Source organism: Micromonospora zamorensis (assembly GCF_900090275.1).
Taxonomy (GTDB): domain Bacteria; phylum Actinomycetota; class Actinomycetes; order Mycobacteriales; family Micromonosporaceae; genus Micromonospora; species Micromonospora zamorensis.
Genome location: NZ_LT607755.1, coordinates 960,113 through 978,653, shown reverse-complemented (window position 1 = coordinate 978,653; position 18,541 = coordinate 960,113). Strand labels below are relative to the sequence as shown.

Below are 18,541 nucleotides of genomic sequence, written 5' to 3'. Positions count from 1 at the left end.
GTTCGGGCGCGGTGCGGCAGGGGGCCGCGCGCCTAGCGTCAGCGCATGATCACATTACGTGGGTTGACGAAACGGTTCGGGGCGACCGTCGCGGTCGACGCCCTGACCGTCGACATCGCGCCCGGCCGGGTCACCGGGTTCCTCGGCCCCAACGGCGCCGGCAAGTCCACCACCATGCGGATGATCCTCGGGCTGGACCGTCCCAGCGCCGGGCAGGCCCTCATCGGCGGGCGCGCGTACCGGGAGTTGCGCCGGCCGCTGCACGAGGTCGGGGCGCTGCTCGACGCCCGTGCCATCCACCCGGCCCGCTCCGGCCGAGCGCACCTGCTGGCCATCGCCCGCAGCAACGGCATCCCCACCCGCCGGGTGGACGAGGTGCTCGACACCGTCGGGCTGGACGCGCGGGCCGCCAGGAAACCGGGACGGACCCTCTCCCTCGGCATGGGCCAGCGGCTCGGCATCGCCGGCGCGCTGCTCGGCGACCCGCCGGTGCTGATGTTCGACGAGCCGGTGAACGGCCTCGACCCGGACGGGGTGCGCTGGGTGCGGCAGCTCATGCGCTCGCTGGCCGACCAGGGACGGACTGTCTTCGTCTCCAGCCACCTGATGAGCGAGATGCAGCTCACCGCCGACCAGCTCGTGGTGATCGGCCGGGGACGACTGCTCGCCGACGCCCCGACCGACGAGGTGATCGCCGGCAGCGCGGTCGCGGTCCGGGTCCGCAGCCCGCACCCGGACGGCCTCGCCGCCCTGGCCGCGCGCCTCACCGCCACCGGCGCGACAGTGCAGGCGGCCGACCGCAACGAGCTGACCGTCACCGGCACCACCGCCGACCGCGTCGGGGACCTGGCACACGAACTGGGCGTACGACTGCACGAGCTGAGCCCGCACGGCGCGTCGCTGGAGCAGGCGTTCATGGAACTGACCGCCGACAGCGTCGAGTACGCGGGCGGAACGACCGGAGGTGGGGCGCGATGAGCACCAGTACCCGCGGTGGCGCGGTGGCCGCCGAGTGGACCAAGCTCTCCTCGGTGCCGAGCACCTGGTGGACGGCGCTGGCCGGGCTGCTGGTGATGGCCGCGAGCGCCGGTCAGCTGGCCATCTACGCCGCCAACGACAACACCAACGACGACCCGACCGACGACCGGGGAATCGTCACCGTCGGCAGCGTGCTGATCGACTCGGTCGAGTTGACCCAGTACGTGGTGCTGGCGCTCGGCCTGCTGGCGATCACCGCCGAGTTCACCAGTGGCACCATCAGGACCACGCTCCAGTGCACCCCGTCGCGTGGCCGCGTACTGCTGGCCAAGGCCGCCGTCGCCGGCACCGTCACCTTCGCCCTCGGTCTGCTGCTCGGCGGCGTCGGCGCCCTGGTGGCCCGACCGGTGCTCGGCGAGTGGGGCAGCGCCCCGGTGGCCGGCACGATCGGCGACATCGTGGCGGTGGCCGCCTACCTGGCGCTCATCGGCGTGCTCGCCCTGGGCCTCGGCGCCGCGCTGCGCAACGCGGTACTCACGATCACCGTGCTCCTCGCCACCCTGATGATCGTGCCGTTGTCGCTTCAGGAGCCGGACATCGACGTGCTGAACCGGATCGCCGACGTGTTCCCCGGCGTGGCCGGAGCGCACTTCCTGGCCGGCGACACCGAGCCGTACCCCAGCCTCGTCGGGCTGCTGCTGCTCGCCGGCTGGGCGGGGGCCGCGCTCCTGCTGGGCCGGGCCGCGCTGCGCCGCCGCGACGCGTGACGCCGGCGGCTGAGCGGGGGCCGCGCCGCACCCGCTCAGCCGTCGACCAGCCCCGCCTCGTACGCGAGGATCGCCGCCTGCACCCGGTTGCGCACGTCGAGCCGGGTGAAGATGCTGGTCAGGTAGCTCTTCACGGTGCCCTCCACCAGGTGCAGCCGGCGGGCGATCTCGGCGTTGGACAACCCCGCCCCGACCAGGGCCAGCACCTCCCGTTCCCGCTCGGTCAGCCCGGCCGTACGGTCCCGTGCGGCGGGCCGGCGGGCCAACCGACCGGCGCCCAGCTCGATCACCCGGCGGGCCACCTGCGGCGACAGGTACGCACCACCGTCGGCGACGGCGTGCACGCCCGCGATCAGCTCACGGGGGTCGCCGGCCTTGAGCAGGAACCCGTTGGCGCCGTGCCCCAGCGCGCGGGCCACGTGGTCGTCCTCGCCGAACGTGGTCAGCATGATCGTCGCGGTCTCCGGCACGACCCGGCGGATCTCGGCGGCGGCGGCCAGCCCGTCCATCCGCGGCATCCGGATGTCCAGCAGCGCGACCCGAGGTCGGTGCGCACGGACCAGCTCCACCGCCGCGTGCCCGTCGCCGGCCTCGGCGACCACCTCGATGCCGGGATCGGTGGCGAGGATGGCCCGGACGCCCGCCCGGATCATCGCTTCGTCGTCGGCCAGGACGACCCGGACCGGCGCTGCCCCGGTCGTGTCGGTGTTCACTACGCGATCCACTCCTTGCTGACCAGCCGGCCGTCGGTGAAACACAGCCGCCAGGTCGGCTGCGCGAGGGGAAAGTTGCCGTCGGTGTAGTACTCGCAGTCCGCCCGGTCGGCCGGCGTGGGGCGATCCAACTGCCGCCGGGGCAGCCCGGCCAGCTCCGACCGGGCCGCGCCGACCCGCATCTGGTCGAAGGTGGCCCGGTCCAGCACCGTCCCGGCAGTCGCCACCGGGTAGTAGACGAGGGAGAGCACGAGGGCGAAGCCAACCGGCGCCGCCAGCGCCACCAGGAGGCTGCGGCGCACCCGTCGGCGGGCGTCGTGCAGCCGCCGCTCGGCGTCCACCGGCCGCTCCACCGGACCGCGCTGGTCGCCGCCCTCGATCGCCTCCACCGGCGGCGCGCTTGCCGGCAACACCGCCCGTACGACGAAGCCGCCCTCGGTACGCGGGCCGGCGTGCAGCGTCCCACCGGAGAGACGGACCCGTTCGGCGAGGGCGAGCAGTCCGCTGCCCTGCGACGGTGGGGCGGGCAGCGGCCCCGCCGGCGCGGCGCCGTTGACGACGGCGACCTCGACCCGATCAGCGTCCCGGGTCAGGCGCACCTCCACCGGGGCGCCCGGTGCGTAGCGGGCGGCGTTGGTCAGCGCCTCACGGACGATCCGGTGGGCCGCGTGACCGGTCATCGCCGGCAACTCCGCGACCGCCGGGCCGGCCTCCATGCGTACCGCCATGCCGGCCTCCCGGGCACCCTCGACCAGATCGGCGACGGTCTCCCCGCTCGGACGCACCGACGCGCCGCCCTCCTCCCGGAGCACCCCGATGATCTCGTGCAGTCGCTCGGTGGCGGCGGAGACGCTGGTCCGCAGCTCCCCCGCCGCGGCCCGGTGCCGATCGTCCAGGTCGGCGGCGACCTCCAGGGCGGCGGCCCGCAACGCGATCAGGCTGAGGTCGTGACCGAGCGAGTCGTGCATCTCCCCGGCGATCCGGGCCCGTTCCCGCAGCCGGATCCGCTCGGCGGCACCACGCTCCTCGCGGGTCAGCGCCTCCACGTGCCGTCGACCGGCGTCGGCCAACTCCTGCTGCTGACGCCGGTATCGCCCGACCAACCAGGGGAACACCGCGGCGAACAGCAGCACCGAGGCGAGCAGGAACCAGGTGGCCGGGCCGGTGCCGAGCACGCCCAGGTTGAGCGCCGTGCCGCCCGCCGCGATCAGCACGAAGACCCCGGCCGCCCGGCCCGCGGAGGCGCTGCGCCGCCCGGCGAGATAGCTGAAGACCGGGATCGCGAACACGAAGTTGCCGTCGACGACCGACCCGAGCACCACCAGCACGAGGGCCGCCAACGGTGCGCGCCGATTTGCCAGCACCGCCGCCACGCCGAGCAGCACCAACTTGCCGACCACCAGCGGCAACGCGTACCGCGGATAGGGCGGGCTGAACCCGGCATAGCCGACCGGGGCGGCCACCACCGCCCAGAGCAGCACGTCCCGCAGCAGCCGACGCCACCGGTCCGACAAACCCGGCGGCGAGAAGTCGAAAATCGGCACGGCGGTCAGGCTACCCACGTCCGACCTGGGCGGACACCGACGAAAGTCAGGTGTTCAGCCGCTCTCCTCGGCCCAGACCCGCCAGTCGTCGAGCACGCCGTGCAGGGCCGGGGTGAGCCAACCCGGCGCGGACCGCCGGAACACCCCCGGGTCCATCGCACCGGCGCCGTCGGGCAACGCGCCGAGCAGGTTCGGCACCAGGTCGGTGAGGTTCGTCCAGTGCACCAGCTCCGGTCTGGTCGGCCAGGCGCCGATCACCACGCCGGCGGGCACCGCACGCCGGTCGAGTGCCTCCAGGGTCAGCGCGGTGTGGTTGAGCGTGCCCAACCCGGCGCGGGCGACCACCACCGCGGGTACGCCGAGCGACACCGCCAGGTCGGCCATCGTCCACGGCTCGCCCGACGGGCGCAGCCCCATCGGCACCAGCAGCCCACCCGCGCCCTCGATCAACACAAGGTCGTGCTTGTCCGCCTCCGCGCGGACGGCGTCCACCACCGCGTACAACTCCAGCGGCGGCAGATCCGCCACCCGGGCGGCGGCCAGCGGGGCGAGCGGATCGGGATACTTGGCCAAGGTCCGGCCGGTCAGCGGGGCAGCCAACCGGTTGACCGCGTCCACGTCGCCGGGCTCACCGCTGGCCGTACCGGTCTGGCCCGGCTTGACCACCGCCACCCGCAACCCGGCGGCCTGCGCGGCGGCCGCGATCGCCGCGGTCACCACGGTCTTACCGACCTCGGTGTCAGTCCCGGTCACCAGAACCGGGCCCTCCCACGCGGTCATGGGGCAGTTTCCACGATGACGTCCACAGCCCGCTCGAACGCCGCCCGGGGCACCCCCGCGCTGATCGTGAGCCGCAGGCGGGAGCGGCTGTCCGGGGTGGACGGTGGCCGGAAGCAGCCCACCGCGACGCCCCGGTCCCGGCAGTCGGCGGCCCAGGTGGTCGCCGCCTCCGGCCCGGGGGCGGTCACCGAGATCACCGCCGCGTCCGGCACGGAGACGGTCAGCCCGGCCGCACGCAGCCGGTCGACCGCCAACCCCACCCGGTCCGACAGCTCCGCACGCAGGTCGTCGCCAGCCCGGACCAGCCCCAGCGCGGCGTGCACACCGGCGGCGACCGCCGGCGGCAGGGCCGTGTCGAAGATGAACGTACGCCCGGTCTCGACCAGGTGCCTGACGAACTCGGCCGGGCCGGCCACCAGCCCACCCGCGCCGCCGAGCGCCTTGGACAGGGTGGCGGTGACCACCACGTCCGGCTCACCGGACAGCTTCGCGGCGGCCACCCCGCCCGCGCCAGCCGGACCGATCACGCCCAGCGCGTGCGCGTCGTCGACCAGCAGCAGCGCACCGTGCCGGCGGGCCACCGCGTGCAGCCGGGCCAGCGGGGCGAGGTCACCGTCGACCGAGAAGACCGACTCGGTGACCACCACCGCCGGGCGACCCGGAGCGGCCGCGAGTGCGGCAGCCACCGCGTTCACGTCGGCGTGCGGGGTGACCACCGTCTCCGCACCGGAGATCCGGCAGCCGTCGATCAGGGACGCGTGGTTGTGCGCGTCGGAGACGAGCAGCGTCCGAGGTTGGACGAGTGCCCGCAGCGCGCCGATGTTGGCCAGGTAGCCGGAGGAGAAGACGAGGGCCCGGTCGGTGCCCAGCCACTGCGCCAGCTCGTCCTCCAACGCCTGGTGCGCGTCGGTGGAGCCACGCACCAGGCGCGACCCGGTCGCCCCCAGCCCGTACGCCGACAGCGCAGCCGTGGCCGCGGCCGTGACCTGCGGGTGGGTGGCCAGGCCGAGGTAGTCGTTGCCGGCCAGATCGGTCATCTGATCGTCGGCGGGACGCGGGGTCAGTCGCCGGGTCAACCCGGCCTTCGCCCGCAACTCCGCGCGGCGGTCGAGCGCCGCCAGCCAGTCCGCCACGTCACCCCTTCACCGCCGTCCGCGCCGGTCAGCCCGACACCCGCCGGGCGAAATTACCACCCGCCGCCGACGCCCGGCGGATCCACTCGCTGCGAGGCATCGACGGCTGTTAGGTCATTCCGGCTGATCGGGGCGCCTTGTAAGGTACGAGCCATGCCAGCGATCCTCGACCAGGCCCGGACCCAGGTCCTCGGTGACGGTGTCGGCCTCGACCAGGCCGGCATCCTCGCCGTGCTGAACCTGCCCGACGAGCACCTGCCCGCCGCTCTGCAGCTCGCCCACGACGTGCGGATGCGCTGGTGCGGCCCGGAGGTCGAGGTCGAGGGGATCGTCTCGCTGAAGACCGGCGGCTGCCCGGAAGACTGCCACTTCTGCTCCCAGTCCGGCCTGTTCACCTCGCCGGTGCGCTCGGTCTACCTGGACATCCCGTCACTGGTCGAGGCGGCGAAGCAGACCGCCAAGACCGGGGCGACCGAGTTCTGCATCGTCGCGGCCGTGCGCGGCCCGGACGCCCGGCTCATGAAGCAGATGCGCGAGGGCGTCGCCGCCATCAGGGCGGAGGTCGACATCCAGGTCGCCGCGTCGCTGGGCATGCTCACCCAGGAGCAGGTCGACGACCTGGTCGACATGGGCGTGCACCGCTACAACCACAACCTGGAAACCTGCAAGTCGTACTTCCCCAACGTGGTCACCACGCACTCCTGGGAGGAGCGCTGGGAGACGCTGCGGATGGTCCGCGACTCCGGCATGGAGGTGTGCTGCGGCGGCATCCTCGGCCTCGGCGAGACCGTCGAGCAGCGGGCCGAGTTCGCCGCGCAGCTCGCCGAGCTGGCCCCGCACGAGGTGCCGCTCAACTTCCTCAACCCGCGCCCCGGCACCCCGCTCGGCGACCGCCCGGTGGTGGAGGGCAAGGACGCGCTGCGGGCCATCGCCGCGTTCCGGCTGGCCATGCCGCGCACCATCCTGCGGTACGCGGGCGGCCGGGAGATCACCCTCGGTGACCTGGGCACCCGTGACGGTCTGCTCGGCGGCATCAACGCGGTGATCGTCGGCAACTACCTGACCACGCTGGGTCGACCGGCGACCGCCGACCTGGATCTGCTGGCCGAGCTGAAGATGCCGGTCAAGGCGCTCTCCGACACGCTGTGATGACCGTGACGACGACGGAGCTGTGGTGCGACCGGTGCGGTGAGTCGGCGACGGCCACCGCCCACCCGGCCTGCGCGTCGGCTCGCGAGTTGGAGCCGCCCCGATTCTGTCCCCGGTGCCGGCGCCGGATGAAGGTGCAGGTGCTGCCGGTGGGTTGGTCGGCGGTCTGCGTCGAGCACGGCGAAGTTCGGGGCTGAGCCGGTGCTGCGCGGGCGGGCGGTGGTCCTGCGACCGGCGACGGCCGCGGACGTGGAGGCCCTCGTCGCGATCCGGGCCGACCCGGAGGTCCGCCGGTGGTGGCGGGGCGGCGACGACCTGACCGGTTCCGTCCGCGCCGACCTCGGCGACGACGACCTGCACGTGTACGCGATCGAGCACGACGGCCGGGTGGTCGGCGCCATCCAGTGGTACGCCGAGGCGGACCCGGACTACCGGCACGCCAGCCTGGACGTCTTCCTCGAACCGGCGGCCCGCGGTGAGGGCCTGGGTGGGGACGCGATCCGCACCCTGGCCCGGCACCTGATCGACGAGTACGGCCACCACCGCTTCACCATCGACCCGGCGGCGGCGAACAGCGCCGCCATCCGCGCGTACGCGAAGGTGGGTTTCCGCCCGGTGGGGGTGCTGCGCCGTTACGAGCGTGGCGAGGACGGGCGCTGGCACGACGGTCTGCTGATGGACCTGCTCGCCGACGACCTGGTGGAGTGAGCGGGCACCTCAACCGTCCCAGCAGAGGTGCCCGTTGGGGAGTCGCCGGGCACCCTCGGCGGGCTGGTGCGGGCTGAGCCGCCCCTCCGGCATGAGGTGGGCCACCGGCGTCCCGCGACCGAGCGCCGCGACGTCGGCGATCAGCCGGCGGTGGCAGCGCCACCAGAGGCTCTCGCTGCACATGACAGCGGTGGTGCGTTCAGCCGCGTCGGCCAGCACCCCGGTCAGCGCCGTGTCGAAGTCCTGGGTGCGGGTGTAGGCGGCGTACGCCCGGAACGCCGCGACCTTCCACCAGGTGTCCGGCTCGGGCTCCCCGGCCGGGACGTGCCGGCGGCCGCCCAGGTGCGGCTCCCAGCGGTAGTCGATGGCGTACTCGGGCAACCACCGCTCAAGCTCCTCGCGGTGCACGTCGGGGTTGGTGCGGCTGGCCGGGTACCGTCGCACGTCCACCAGCAGCGCCACCCCGGCCCCGGTCAGCAACTCTCCCAGCCGCACCCGGTCGGCTGTGCCGTGTCCAACGGTCAGCAGCTCAATCACACTGCTGCCTTGCCCCGAATCCCGCCTGCTTATCCCCCGGCCTTGGCGGGATCTTGGGTACAGGCGAGCGATGCCACCCAATGGCATGCCGGGGGTCAGTGCCGCTGGGGCACCCGCCGGGCGGCGCTCGTGGCGAGCGCGACGGAGAGGGCGCCGGCCAGCAGGATGATCATCCCGGGTACGACGGTGTGGGTACCCGGACGCAGATCTCGGACGGGCGTGCCCGGCACCGCACGGTGCCGGGCACGCCCCGGTTCTCCGCGAACGGAGTGACGCCTAACGCTGGAGGGTCAGCACACCCGGCCGCCACGGCAGCAGGTTGTAGTCGCCGCCCGCACTGGGGTTCTTGCCCTGGTACAGGAACTGCAGGTTGCAGGCGTCGACGGTCTTGGTCTGGTCGGGGTTGGTGCGGACCAGGTCACCGTGGCTGATGTCGTTGGTCCACGTCGCGCCGCTGTTGGCCTTGCCGGCGAAGGGGTTGCTCTCGGTGGCGGCCTGCGGGGTCCACGAGCCGTTCAGACTGGTGGACGTGAACGACCGGAAGTAGCGTCCCTGACTCCCGATCGCCTCGACGATCATGAGGTACTGGTTCTGGCCCTGCACCTTGTAGACCTCGACGCCCTCGAACAGGTTGTTCGTCGAGTCGGTCATGACCGTCGTGTAGGTCGAGCCGAAGCTGCCCGGGAAGTTCCCCAGCGGCATGCTCGACCGGTAGATCTTGCCGTTGTCCCCGGCGAAGAACAGGTACATGTTCTGGTCGTCGCCGATGAGGGTCTGGTCGATCACCCCGTACGGGGCGTCGGAGAGGGTGGCGGTGGAGAGCGTCTGCGCCGAGGACCAGCCGTTTGCGTTCGTCGGGTCGCTCGACGTCTTGTAGCTGAACGAGGTCGGTCCCCACTGGTACGCCAGCACCCAGATGTTCTTCGGGGCGAAGTACAGCAGCGTGGGTGCCACGGTGCCCTGACTCATTCCGGTCTGGCCGGCCGAGGCCATGTCGGACCAGTTGGTGAACAGGCTGAAGTTCATCGATCCGTACTGGCCGCTGCTGTTGACGTTGGACGCGTAGACCAGGTGCTTGCCGTTGTAGACCACGTTTGTGAAGTCCTTGACCGAGACCCAGCCGTTCTGCGGGTTCGCCAGCGCGCCGGTCGACGACCACCGGTAGGTCGACGGGAGCGCGCAGCCACCCGTCGGCGGCGGCGTGGTGGTCGGCGGGGTCGACGTCGGCGGCGTGTCGCCGCCGAAGTCGGTCCGCCACTGCTGGTTGGTCTGTCCGTGGCAGTCGTACAGCTGGACCTGCTGGCCGTTGCCGGTACCCCAGACGTCCAGGCACCGGCCGGACTGCACGCCGCTGATGGTGCCGTTGGAGTTGATGTTCCACTGCTGGTTCGGCTGGCCGTTGCACTCCCAGATGATGATTCCGGTGCCGTTCGCGGTGCCCGCGCCGTTCGCGTCGAGGCACTTGCTGCCGTAGACCCTCAACTGCTTGCCGCTGGTGTACGTCCACTGCTGGTTCGACTGACTGTTGCAGTCGTAGAGCTGGACGCGGGTGCCGTTGGTCTGCGTGGCGTTGGGCACGTCGATGCACCGGCCCGACTGCACGCCGACGATCCGGCCGGCGCCGCCGCTCGGCGGCGGGCTCGTGGTCGGGCTCACCGTCGGGGTCGCGGTCGGGCTCGAGGTCGGGGGGGCCGCGTTGAGCGCGTTGAGGACCGAGTTGTAGGCGGCTTTCTTGTTGCCGCCGCCGTCGAAGAGCAGCGGGCTCTCGTTGGAGCGCCAGGAGTCGCTGTCGCGTACGCCCCAGACGGTGATGCCGATGCAGCGCGGCACGTTCAGGCACGCCTGGGTCAGCCCGGCGTACTGGGTGGTGGAGGAGTTGGTGACGTCGACCTCGGTCAGCGCCACGTCCACGCCGAGCGCGGCGAAGCTGGACAGCGTGGTCTGGAAGTTGCTCGGCAGCGAGCTGCCGCCGGTGAAGTGGGTCTGCAACCCGACGCAGTCGATCGGCACGCCACGGGACTTGAAGTCCTGGATCATGCGGTAGACGCCCTGCGTCTTGCCGTACGACCAGTTCTCGATGTTGTAGTCGTTGTAGCAGAGCTTGACCGAAGGGTCGGCCGCCCGCGCGGTGCGGAACGCGACCTCGATCCAGTCGTTGCCGGTGCCCTGGAGGTTGGACTGGCGACGGCTGCCGTCCTCGTTGAACGCCTCGTTGACCACGTCCCAGGCGGCGAGCTTGCCCCGGTAGTGGCCCATCACGCCGTTGATGTGGTCGATCATCGCCTGACGGAGGTTGCTGCCGCTCAGGCTCTGCATCCACCCCGGCTGTTGCGCGTGCCAGGCCAGGGTGTGCCCACGGACCTTCAGGCCGCGCTGGGTCGCCCAGTTGTAGATCTGGTCGCCGGAGTTGAAGTTGAACTGGCCCCGCTGGGGCTGCGTCGCGTCCGGCTTCATCTCGTTCTCAGCCGTGATCATGTTGAACTCGCGCGCGGCGATCGTGCTGTATGTCGAGTCGCCGAGCCGGCCCGCCGCGATGGCGGTGCCGAAGTACCGGCCCGACTGTGCGGCGGCCGCGCCGAGCGTGCTCGCGGCGGCGTTCGCCGAGGGCATCATCACCGCGACGGCGGCCACGGTCACGACGCTGAACGCGCCGGCGAGCAGCGCTCGGACGGCGGGCGATCGCCGTCGCCCAGTCGCGCCGCGATGAACGGATGGGCTCATTGCCATCTCAGCCTCCTTACTGGCCAACACCCGGGCCGCCGAGGCGGGGACGACCGGACGTCTCGATTGGGACATCTAATCCAGTCGATGCTTACACCACGTGTCGGTCCGGACAATGTGTTACGGAAAAGTTTCGGAAATGCTGTGCCGCGCGCGGCGTAGCGTGGCCGGTCGCCCGGGCGCGGTACCGACCACGCCACGCCGCGTCGATGAGTCAGGAGACGGTGCAGGCGGTGCCGTTCAGGGTGAAGGCGGCCGGCCTGGTGGTACTGCCGGTGTGGGTGCCGTTGAAGCCGAAGCTCGTCGACGCACCCGGCGCCAGTGTCCCGTTGTAGGACAGGTTCGACGCGGTCACCGCGGTGCCGGTCTGGGTCACGTTCGCCGACCAGGCCTGCCCGATCTTCTGCCCGCTGCTCGGGAACGTGAACGTGAGCGTCCAGCCGTTTATCGGCGTCGTTCCGGTGTTGGCGATCGTGATGTTCGCGGTGAACCCGGTGTCCCAGTTGTTCGCTGTCCAGGTCACCGCGCAGCCGCCGCCGGCGGGCGGGGCCGTGGTGGTGACCGTGACGCCGGGCGACGCGGCCGAGACGTTTCCGGCCGCGTCCACCGCCACCACCGTGAACGTGTACGTGGTGGAGGCGGTCAGCCCGGTCACGGCCAGCGTGGTGCCGGTGGCCGAGCCGACCAGGACGTTCCCGCCCCGGTAGACGCGGTAGGCCGTGACGCCCGCCGCGTCGGTGGACGGGCCCCAGGTCAGGGTCAGGCCGGTCGGGCCGACCGCTGCGGCGGTGGGCGTACCGGGTGCGGTCGGCGGGGTGGTGTCCGGCGCCGGACCGGCCGGCGTGGTGACGCTGAGGGCGGCCGATGCCGCCGAACGATTGCCGGCGCCGTCGAGCGCCCGCACGGTGAACTGGTACGTCCGCTCGGGTGCCAGGCCGGTCACGGCCAGGGAGGCCCCCGTCGAGGCGGTGACGACTGGGTCGGCGCCGGCCGAGGTGCGGGTCACCTCGTAGCCGGCCAACCCGCTGCCGCCCGTGTCGGTGGACGTGGTCCAGGTCAGCGTGAGCCCGCTGGACGTGACGGCGGACGCGACGGGCGTGCCGGGCACTGTGGGCGCGGTGGTGTCCGGCACGACCGGGCCCGGCTCCTCGCCCCAGACGCGGGTGGTGCCGGAATAGAGCGGCACCTTCCGGTTGGGCCCGGCGGTGGCCTGGTACGACGGGTCGTTGGTCGGGTCCCAGGTGCCACCCTCCGGCACACCGATCTTGAACTGGACCTCCATCCGGTGCTGCGACTGCCCGGCCGGGGCGATGGTGTGCCCGGTGCAGTCCACCTCGACGTACCAGATGTCGCCGCTGAACTGCTTGGCCGTCGTCGGGGACGGGCAGCCCTGGGTGTAGCCGGCGGTGACCTGCACCGGGCCGGTGCCGTCGGGCCGGAAGTAGTACCGGAACCGGCCGTCGGTCAGGGCCCGGGCCGGGAACGCCGACTTGTTGTAGACCATCACCTTGAGCCCGGTGGCCCGCGGTTCGGCCTGCGTCACAGTGGTCTCCACTGTCAGCTCGTCGATGTCCGGCGTCTCGGCGACCGGGAAGTTGGCGAGCGGCGTGCCGCCGTACTCGGAGACCAGCCGGACCAGCGCGGAGGTGAAGCCGGCGTTGTAGTCGGTGGCCACCTCGTTCATCACGTAGTCCGACCGGCTGTCGCTGTACGCGTCGTTGGCCGAGGACGGGCCGCCGACCAGCGCGCCGTAGAGGGTGTGCCGGGTCTCGACGGGCACCGTCTGGCTGTCCCACCAGGAGCCGTGGGCGGTGCGGTGGTGCGGGTTGCGCGGCGAGTTGGCGCCGAACCCGATGACGTAGCTGGAGTTGCGCGGGTTGTCGCCCAGCGCGTAGTTGATCTGCCGGACGGCGAAGTCGTGGTAACGCGCCTTGCGGGTGGTGTCGGTGGTCTTGTCGCTGTAGACCAGCGCGGCGAAGGAGGTGTTGGCCGCGTAGCGCAACGCACCCCAGGAGTCGAGCACCGCCATCCCACCGGGTGAATACGGCACCCGCTGCCCGTCCACCCCGACGGTCCAGTAGTCCAACCAGCGGTTGGCGTCGTCGACGTACTTCTGCTTGCCGGTCAGGTTGGCCAGCAGCACGTACGCCCCGAACTGCTTGTTGTCCCAGGCGATCGTCCACTTGTAGGAGCGGGTGGTGGACTGGTTCTCGGTGCCGAGCTTGTCGTACTCACTCTCGGCCTTGGCCAGGTAGCTGGCCTCGCCGGTGGCCCGGTGCAGCCAGATCGCCGCCCAGACCAGCTCGTCCTGCCAGCCGCTCCACGAGCGGTAGAAGCTGGTCGCGTCGGTGATGCACTCGTGGTAGGACTTCCGCACCGTGTCGGCGAAGGTGTAGAGCTGCCGGGCGTGCCCGAGCAGCCGGTCGGCGTAGGCCGCGTCGGTGGGACGGAAGACCATCGAGGACGCGGCCATCGCGGCCGCCGTCTCCCCCGCCAGGTCCGCGCCGCCACAGCTCGCATCGATCTTGTACGCGGGCCGCGCCATCGCCATCACCTCGGCCGGACCCCACCACTTGTGGTCGTCGTCGCCCTTGCCGACCTGTCCGTAGAGGACGTTGGCGGACGGGTGCGCCTTGATGAAGTAGTCGTTGACGAAGCGCAGGTTGTTGAGCAGGTGCGGCAGTTGGCCGGACGCGGTGTAGCCGCTGCGGTACTCCACAGCGCCCCAGGCGAGCATGGTGGCGCTGAACGCCATCGGGAAGCCGAACTTCACGTGGTCGCCCGCGTCGTACCAGCCGCCGGTGAGGTCCAGCCCAGCGTCGGCGCCGTCGGTGAGCGCGCTGTCGCCGCGCCAGGAGACCCGGTTCCAGTCGGGCAGCCGCCCGGACTGCTGCGCCTCGTAGAAGAGCAGCGACTTCTGCAGCACCTCGGCGTAGTTGTAGGCCGCTGGCGCGGCGGAGGCGGGCGACGACGTCGGCCCGGCGACCGCGAGGGCGAGACCCGTGAGCAGGGCGACGCCAGCGGCCAGCAACCGCCGCGGCCAGGGCTGGTCCCGCACAGGCTGCACGGGCCGGCGGCGAATCCGTTCCGGGTAGGACATGGCGGAACTCCTGTCGATGGCGCCGCCGGGCAGCCCGACCGAAGCGGGACGACGTCAGGGCACGGGTGCCCGGCGGCTGTGGTGGTGGAGCCGGGGGCGCCTCGGGAGCGCTCCCACAGATGAACGTCAATCTAGCCGCCTGCGTGCCGCCTTGTGAAGGGTCGGCGGAAACGCGCTAGAACTCCACCCCGTGCAGATAGACCCGTGATCGCCCCTGGCCGGTGGTCACCTCGACGGTGATCTCCGTGCCCGCCAACGGCCTACTCCGGAAGCGCAGGTAGGAGGTGCTGTCGTCCTCGTACCAGCCCCAGTCCGTGCGCTTGTCGTCGCGAAACCGGAGGGCGTCGTCCCGGCTGACGGCGGTGCCGCCCGCGAGCTGGTTGTCCCGCAGGAAGCCGTCCACGCAGGGGGCGTCGGACGCGAACGTCAGGTAGAGGGTGTCATCGATGTAGTCGCCCGACCAGTACCGAAGGTCGGCGAGAGCGCAGTCGGGCACTCGCACCTGGAACTGGTCGAAGATCTCGCCCATCGACTTGTCCCACCTGCTCGACGGGTACGCCCGCCCGTCGAAGGGACCCTTGCCCCACAACGCCACGCCGAAGGCGGCGGCGAGCACGGCCAGCACCGTGCCCACCACCGCCAGACGCCGCCGCCAGGTCATAGGTCGTAACCCTAGGGCGGAACCCACCTGTCAGCCCAGACTCTGGGTGCTGCTCGTGCCCTTGACCGTGAACTCCTGCGCCACCCCGTACGTGTGCATGGCGGCGTAGTCGCTGAACGAGATGCCCCAGATTTCCTCGTCGGCGTCGAAGTTCCAGTCCTTGTAGACATCGACCTCGTAGCTGCCGGCCGTCCTGGGCACCCCGTTGACCATCGAGACGGTGATGGACCCGTTGACTCGGTACTGGACGCCCCGAACCCCCAGTCGGTAGTCCAGGTTCTCGGTCATGCTCACCCCCCGCCACATGCTGTCGATGTTGTAGGTACAGGACGACCGCCCGCTGCCGGCGCACCGGCTGCCAGCCGTGGCGAGCAACTCCGCCACGTCGCGGTCGACGGCGGACTTGAACTGACTGTCCCTCAGGTAGTCGTCCACGTTGACCGTGAAGTCGTCACCCGAGGCGTTGTAGTAGTGCTTCCACAGCGCGCAGGCCTGGGTGGTCAGCACGCAGACACCCTGCATGGTCGTCCAGAGCTGTGCCCGCATCTCCAGCAGGGCGGTGGGCTCGTTCCATGGCGGAGTCTTCGAGCCGAACGCGCCGTTGTCCGATGGTGTGGTGGGATCGTAGGGATCCTTGTCCGCATCGGGGTCGGTCACGACCATCTCTGCAGCGAGGCGGGCCTGCTCCTCCTCCCGCTGCTTGCGCACCGCGATCTGCATCGCCTCGATCGCCGCCTGGGCCGCGAGAACCGCGTCCTTACCGGCCTCGATCGCCGAGGCACGGGCCCGCGCCGCCGACGACTGAGCCGCGGCGGCGTAACCGCGGGCCTGCGCGGCCGAGGCGTTCGCCTCACTGGCCGACCGAGTGGCCGACTGGGCCGCCCGCTGGGCCGAAGCGGCGGCCTCCCGGGCGCGTTGTGCTGCGGCTGCGGCCTGGTCTGCCGAAGCCTTCGCCTGCAGCGCCGATGCCTGGGCGTCGGCGGCGTACCCGGCCGCCAGCGCCGCGGCCTGGCTGGCCTGCCGGGCGTACGCCTCGGCCTCGGCCTGCGCCTGCCGGGCGATCGCTGCGGCATGACCGGCGTCGGCCGCGTCCTTCTGAGCGTTGGCGGCGTACTGGGACGCCTCCGCGACATACCGGCTGACGGTCGCGGCGTGCGTCGCTGCCTCCTGGTCCCGCTGGCGGGCCTTGAACTGCTCCGTTTCGATGAAGTACCGGATGTAGCCGCGAGGCCCTTCGAGCCCGATCCTGCCCGCCGCCTTGACCTCGGGACCCCCGGCGGTGATGATCTGCCCGGCGGTGATCCGGTCGTCAGCCTCCGCCGCCTGGTAGCGGCCGGTGCGAAGGAACTGGGCCACCGCAGCCGCACCGGAGTTCAGCGCGGTCTGCGCCGCCGCCTTGGTGGTGGGCCCACCGGCGGCCATGATCTGGCCGACCTTGATCCGGTCGTCCAGCTCCTTGCCCGGGTACTGCCGGCCGTCGAGGAACGTGCGGACATCGTCGTGATCGCCACCGAGGGCCGCCTTCGCGGCCTCCTTGAACGCCGGCGGCCCGGCACCCTCAGCCAGGTGCAGCACCCGCCCACGGTCGTCCTGCTCCGCGGCCAACAGGCGACCGGTGCTCAGGAACTGCCGCAGGTCGGCCTCGGAGCCGGTCAGGGCGTCCTCCGCAGCGGTGCGGGTCCACGGGCCGGCGATGTCGAGCAATCGCAGGGCAGCCTGCCGACCGCTCGTCAGAACCGTCTCCGTGGACGCTCCGGGAGCCGACGCCTCGGCCAGCAGCCGGTCGGTCTCGTCGTCCACCCGCTCCAGCTCCGGACGATCGAACGGGATCTCCAGCGGGCGGTCGAGGTCGACGGTGCGGGCCTGCTGCGCGGCTTGGACAGCCCGCTCGGTCTCCAACTCCAGGCGCAGCACGTCGGCCTGCCGAGCCGTGGTCTCGACCTGCCCGGCCTGGGCTGCGGCCTGCGTCGCCACATCCGCGGCGACCTTCGCCGACGCGGCATGGCGAGTCGCCTCGGCCGCCGCGTCCGCGGCCTCCCCGGCATGCTCGGCCGCGTCGTCGGCGGCAGCGGCGGCCGCCCGGGCGTGCCGCGCCGAGTCCATGGCGAACTGGTACGCCTGCCGGGCGGCACGCCCGGACTCCCCCGCCAACGCCTCGGCGGCGTCCGCCGCGCGGTCGGCGATGGCGGCCTGTCGCCGCGCCTCGGCCGCAGCCCGCTTGGCCCGCTCCGCCTCACCGCCGGCGGCCTGGGCGTAGTTACCCGCCTCCTCCGCGGCGGCAGCCGCGGCCTGGGCGTTCGTCACGGCGTTGCGTGCCGCGCGAGCCGCGGCGCCCGACGCGTCGGCCGCGTCCGCCGCCTTCTGGGTGGCAGCGGCAGCCATCTCCGCCGCTGCGGCGGCAGCTCGTGCCTGCTGGGCCGCGGTTCGCGCCGCTGCGGCCTTGCTCGCATCGCCGGCCGCCGCGCCGGCGGCGTTGAATGCCTTCGCGGCAGCCTTGCCGGCCATCGCCGAGGCGGCTGCGGCCCTGGACGCCGCGTTCGCGGCAACCCGGGCCGCACGGTTTGCCGCGCTGGCCGCATTCGTCGCATCCTGGGCCGCGGCCGCAGCCCGTCGGGCGGCGTCCGCGGCCCGTCCGGCAGCAGCCGCCGCCTTGTCCGCCGAACCCTGCGCCGCCGCCGTCTCCGCCGCGGCCCGTTGCGCCGCTTCCTTCGCGAGCTGGGCCGCCGTCACCGCGCGCTTCGAGGCGTCTTCTGCGGCCACCGTCTCCTCGGCCGCGGTCTGCCCCGCCTGGCGAGCCAGATCGGCAAGCTGGGACACCGAAAGGATCTCCTGATCCCGGGCCCGGGCAACCTCCTGACCCCGGTCGAGGAAGTATCGGATGTCTTCCAGGGTGCCGTTGAGCGCTGCCTGCGCCGCAGCCCGGACCGCCGGGCCGCCCGCCGTCATGATCTTCGCGACCAGGACCCGATCGTCCTGCTCCTTGGCCTGCTGCCGGGTGACGAGCAGGAAGTTGGCCACGGCGCTGTCGCCGCCGTTGAGCGCCTGCTGCCCGGCGGCCTTCGTCGCTGGGCCACCCTGGCTCATGATCCGACCCACCTGGATCCGCAGATCCTGCTTCATCGGAGCCTGGTAGCCGGTGTCCAGGAAGGCCCGCACGTCCTGCTCGGTCTTGCCGAGCACCACCTGCCCGGCGGCATTGGTCGTGGGGCCGCTCAGACTCATCATCTGGGCCAGGCGGATCCGGTCGTCGTACGCCTGCGCCTGTTGCCGGCCCGTGGCCAGGAACGCGCGTACGTCCTCATCCGAACCCACCAGGCACGCCCGCGCGAGGCTGGCCACGCTCGGGCCGCCCGCCCGGAGCAGGGCGAGCACCTGTGCCCGGTCGGAGCTGGCGGGCTCCGCCGCTCTCGCACCGCCGACACCGACCCCGGCCGACAGGGCCAGCGCCAGCACACCGATCAGCGAGCCGCGTGCGAGCCCCTGGGCCCGGCCTGCGCGTCGCCATCTGGACATGGTTCTACCCGTGCTCAACATCGAACCCCCGTGCATCTTCGATGGTCACCAGGGCCGCATCCGCCCTGGGCGACGTCAAAATATCGAAGATCTCCTCACTCCACTGCCCCGTCTCGGCAGTGTGGACAGTGCACCACACCACATTGCGAGGAACACATCACATAATCGATGTTCATCAATGTTTTTTCCTTGTCAACCCGCGCTGCGGCTGAGGGACTCGTCGCGGGGTGCCCCCGG

The 18,541-nt window shown here is 72.0% G+C and carries 14 protein-coding genes; 5 read left to right on the top strand and 9 right to left on the bottom strand.

Annotated elements, in window-relative coordinates; genetic code table 11:
• Window positions 1-45 precede the first annotated feature (45 nt).
• Both GA0070619_RS04480 and GA0070619_RS04475 read left to right on the top strand, forming a co-directional pair.
• Entirely contained in the window at window positions 46-978 is a 933-nt protein-coding gene (locus GA0070619_RS04480; RefSeq protein ID WP_088946893.1) for an ATP-binding cassette domain-containing protein, read from the top strand.
• Complete coding sequence (locus tag GA0070619_RS04475) at window positions 975-1,745, top strand: ABC transporter permease (RefSeq protein ID WP_157743898.1); 771 nt, start codon at window positions 975-977, stop codon at window positions 1,743-1,745. Before GA0070619_RS04480 ends, GA0070619_RS04475 begins: the two co-directional genes overlap by 4 nt.
• Window positions 1,746-1,780: 35 nt before the next feature.
• On the opposite strand, the gene GA0070619_RS04470 is transcribed toward GA0070619_RS04475, so the two are convergent.
• From GA0070619_RS04470 to GA0070619_RS04455, 4 genes are read right to left on the bottom strand one after another with little or no spacing between them, the layout of a single operon-like run.
• The gene (locus GA0070619_RS04470) at window positions 1,781-2,458 is read right to left on the bottom strand and encodes a response regulator (protein WP_088946892.1); all 678 of its coding nucleotides are present in this window, start codon (window positions 2,456-2,458) and stop codon (window positions 1,781-1,783) included.
• Window positions 2,458-4,002: a sensor histidine kinase gene (locus tag GA0070619_RS04465; protein WP_231927259.1), complete on the bottom strand. Its 1,545-nt coding sequence runs from the start codon at window positions 4,000-4,002 to the stop codon at window positions 2,458-2,460. Before GA0070619_RS04465 ends, GA0070619_RS04470 begins: the two co-directional genes overlap by 1 nt.
• Window positions 4,003-4,056: 54 nt before the next feature.
• Window positions 4,057-4,782 (bottom strand): dethiobiotin synthase, encoded by a 726-nt coding sequence (bioD, locus tag GA0070619_RS04460; protein WP_088946890.1) that lies wholly within the window; start codon window positions 4,780-4,782, stop codon window positions 4,057-4,059.
• Window positions 4,779-5,915 carry an 8-amino-7-oxononanoate synthase gene (locus GA0070619_RS04455; protein WP_088946889.1) on the bottom strand — a complete coding sequence of 379 codons (1,137 nt, stop codon included), beginning with the start codon at window positions 5,913-5,915 and terminating at the stop codon, window positions 4,779-4,781. Before GA0070619_RS04455 ends, bioD begins: the two co-directional genes overlap by 4 nt.
• A gap of 153 nt (window positions 5,916-6,068) precedes the next feature.
• On the opposite strand from GA0070619_RS04455, the gene bioB reads away from it, so the two are divergent.
• Genes bioB through GA0070619_RS04440 form a run of 3 tightly spaced genes read left to right on the top strand, consistent with a single transcriptional unit; the run spans window position 6,069 to window position 7,772 of the window.
• Window positions 6,069-7,064: a biotin synthase BioB gene (bioB, locus tag GA0070619_RS04450; protein ID WP_088946888.1), complete on the top strand. Its 996-nt coding sequence runs from the start codon at window positions 6,069-6,071 to the stop codon at window positions 7,062-7,064.
• Window positions 7,064-7,261, top strand: coding sequence for a biotin synthase auxiliary protein BsaP (gene bsaP / locus GA0070619_RS04445; protein WP_088946887.1), 198 nt, complete (start codon window positions 7,064-7,066; stop codon window positions 7,259-7,261). The genes bioB and bsaP overlap by 1 nt, the downstream gene beginning before the upstream one ends.
• A 4-nt stretch (window positions 7,262-7,265) precedes the next feature.
• Window positions 7,266-7,772 (top strand): GNAT family N-acetyltransferase, encoded by a 507-nt coding sequence (locus tag GA0070619_RS04440; protein ID WP_088946886.1) that lies wholly within the window; start codon window positions 7,266-7,268, stop codon window positions 7,770-7,772.
• Between the two features lie 9 nt (window positions 7,773-7,781).
• Here GA0070619_RS04440 and GA0070619_RS04435 read toward each other — a convergent pair whose 3' ends face one another.
• From GA0070619_RS04435 to GA0070619_RS04415, 5 genes are all read right to left on the bottom strand, one after another.
• Window positions 7,782-8,309, bottom strand: a complete 528-nt coding sequence (locus GA0070619_RS04435) for a DUF488 domain-containing protein (protein WP_231927258.1) — start codon at window positions 8,307-8,309, stop codon at window positions 7,782-7,784.
• A gap of 276 nt (window positions 8,310-8,585) precedes the next feature.
• Window positions 8,586-11,036, bottom strand: a complete 2,451-nt coding sequence (locus GA0070619_RS04430) for a non-reducing end alpha-L-arabinofuranosidase family hydrolase (protein ID WP_088946884.1) — start codon at window positions 11,034-11,036, stop codon at window positions 8,586-8,588.
• Between the two features lie 208 nt (window positions 11,037-11,244).
• On the bottom strand, window positions 11,245-14,130 hold the full coding sequence (locus GA0070619_RS04425; protein WP_088946883.1) for a glycoside hydrolase family 9 protein: 2,886 nt from the start codon (window positions 14,128-14,130) through the stop codon (window positions 11,245-11,247).
• A 175-nt stretch (window positions 14,131-14,305) separates the two neighbouring features.
• A complete protein-coding gene (locus tag GA0070619_RS04420; RefSeq protein ID WP_088946882.1) occupies window positions 14,306-14,791 on the bottom strand; it encodes a hypothetical protein in 486 nt (161 codons plus the stop codon).
• Window positions 14,792-14,821: 30 nt separating this feature from the next.
• On the bottom strand, window positions 14,822-18,304 hold the full coding sequence (locus GA0070619_RS04415) for an ALF repeat-containing protein (RefSeq protein WP_088946881.1): 3,483 nt from the start codon (window positions 18,302-18,304) through the stop codon (window positions 14,822-14,824).
• Between the last annotated feature and the right edge of the window lie 237 nt (window positions 18,305-18,541).

Bases quoted from the DNA above. Each gene is read 5' to 3' on its own strand.
- GA0070619_RS04430 (WP_088946884.1), bottom strand. From the start codon at position 11,036: ATGGCAATGAGCCCATCCGTTCATCGCGGCGCGACTGGGCGACGGCGA.
- bsaP (WP_088946887.1), top strand. From the start codon at position 7,064: ATGACCGTGACGACGACGGAGCTGTGGTGCGACCGGTGCGGTGAGTCG.
- GA0070619_RS04420 (WP_088946882.1), bottom strand. From the start codon at position 14,791: ATGACCTGGCGGCGGCGTCTGGCGGTGGTGGGCACGGTGCTGGCCGTG.
- GA0070619_RS04480 (WP_088946893.1), top strand. From the start codon at position 46: ATGATCACATTACGTGGGTTGACGAAACGGTTCGGGGCGACCGTCGCG.
- bioD (WP_088946890.1), bottom strand. From the start codon at position 4,782: ATGACCGCGTGGGAGGGCCCGGTTCTGGTGACCGGGACTGACACCGAG.
- GA0070619_RS04425 (WP_088946883.1), bottom strand. From the start codon at position 14,130: ATGTCCTACCCGGAACGGATTCGCCGCCGGCCCGTGCAGCCTGTGCGG.
- GA0070619_RS04415 (WP_088946881.1), bottom strand. From the start codon at position 18,304: ATGTCCAGATGGCGACGCGCAGGCCGGGCCCAGGGGCTCGCACGCGGC.
- bioB (WP_088946888.1), top strand. From the start codon at position 6,069: ATGCCAGCGATCCTCGACCAGGCCCGGACCCAGGTCCTCGGTGACGGT.
- GA0070619_RS04475 (WP_157743898.1), top strand. From the start codon at position 975: ATGAGCACCAGTACCCGCGGTGGCGCGGTGGCCGCCGAGTGGACCAAG.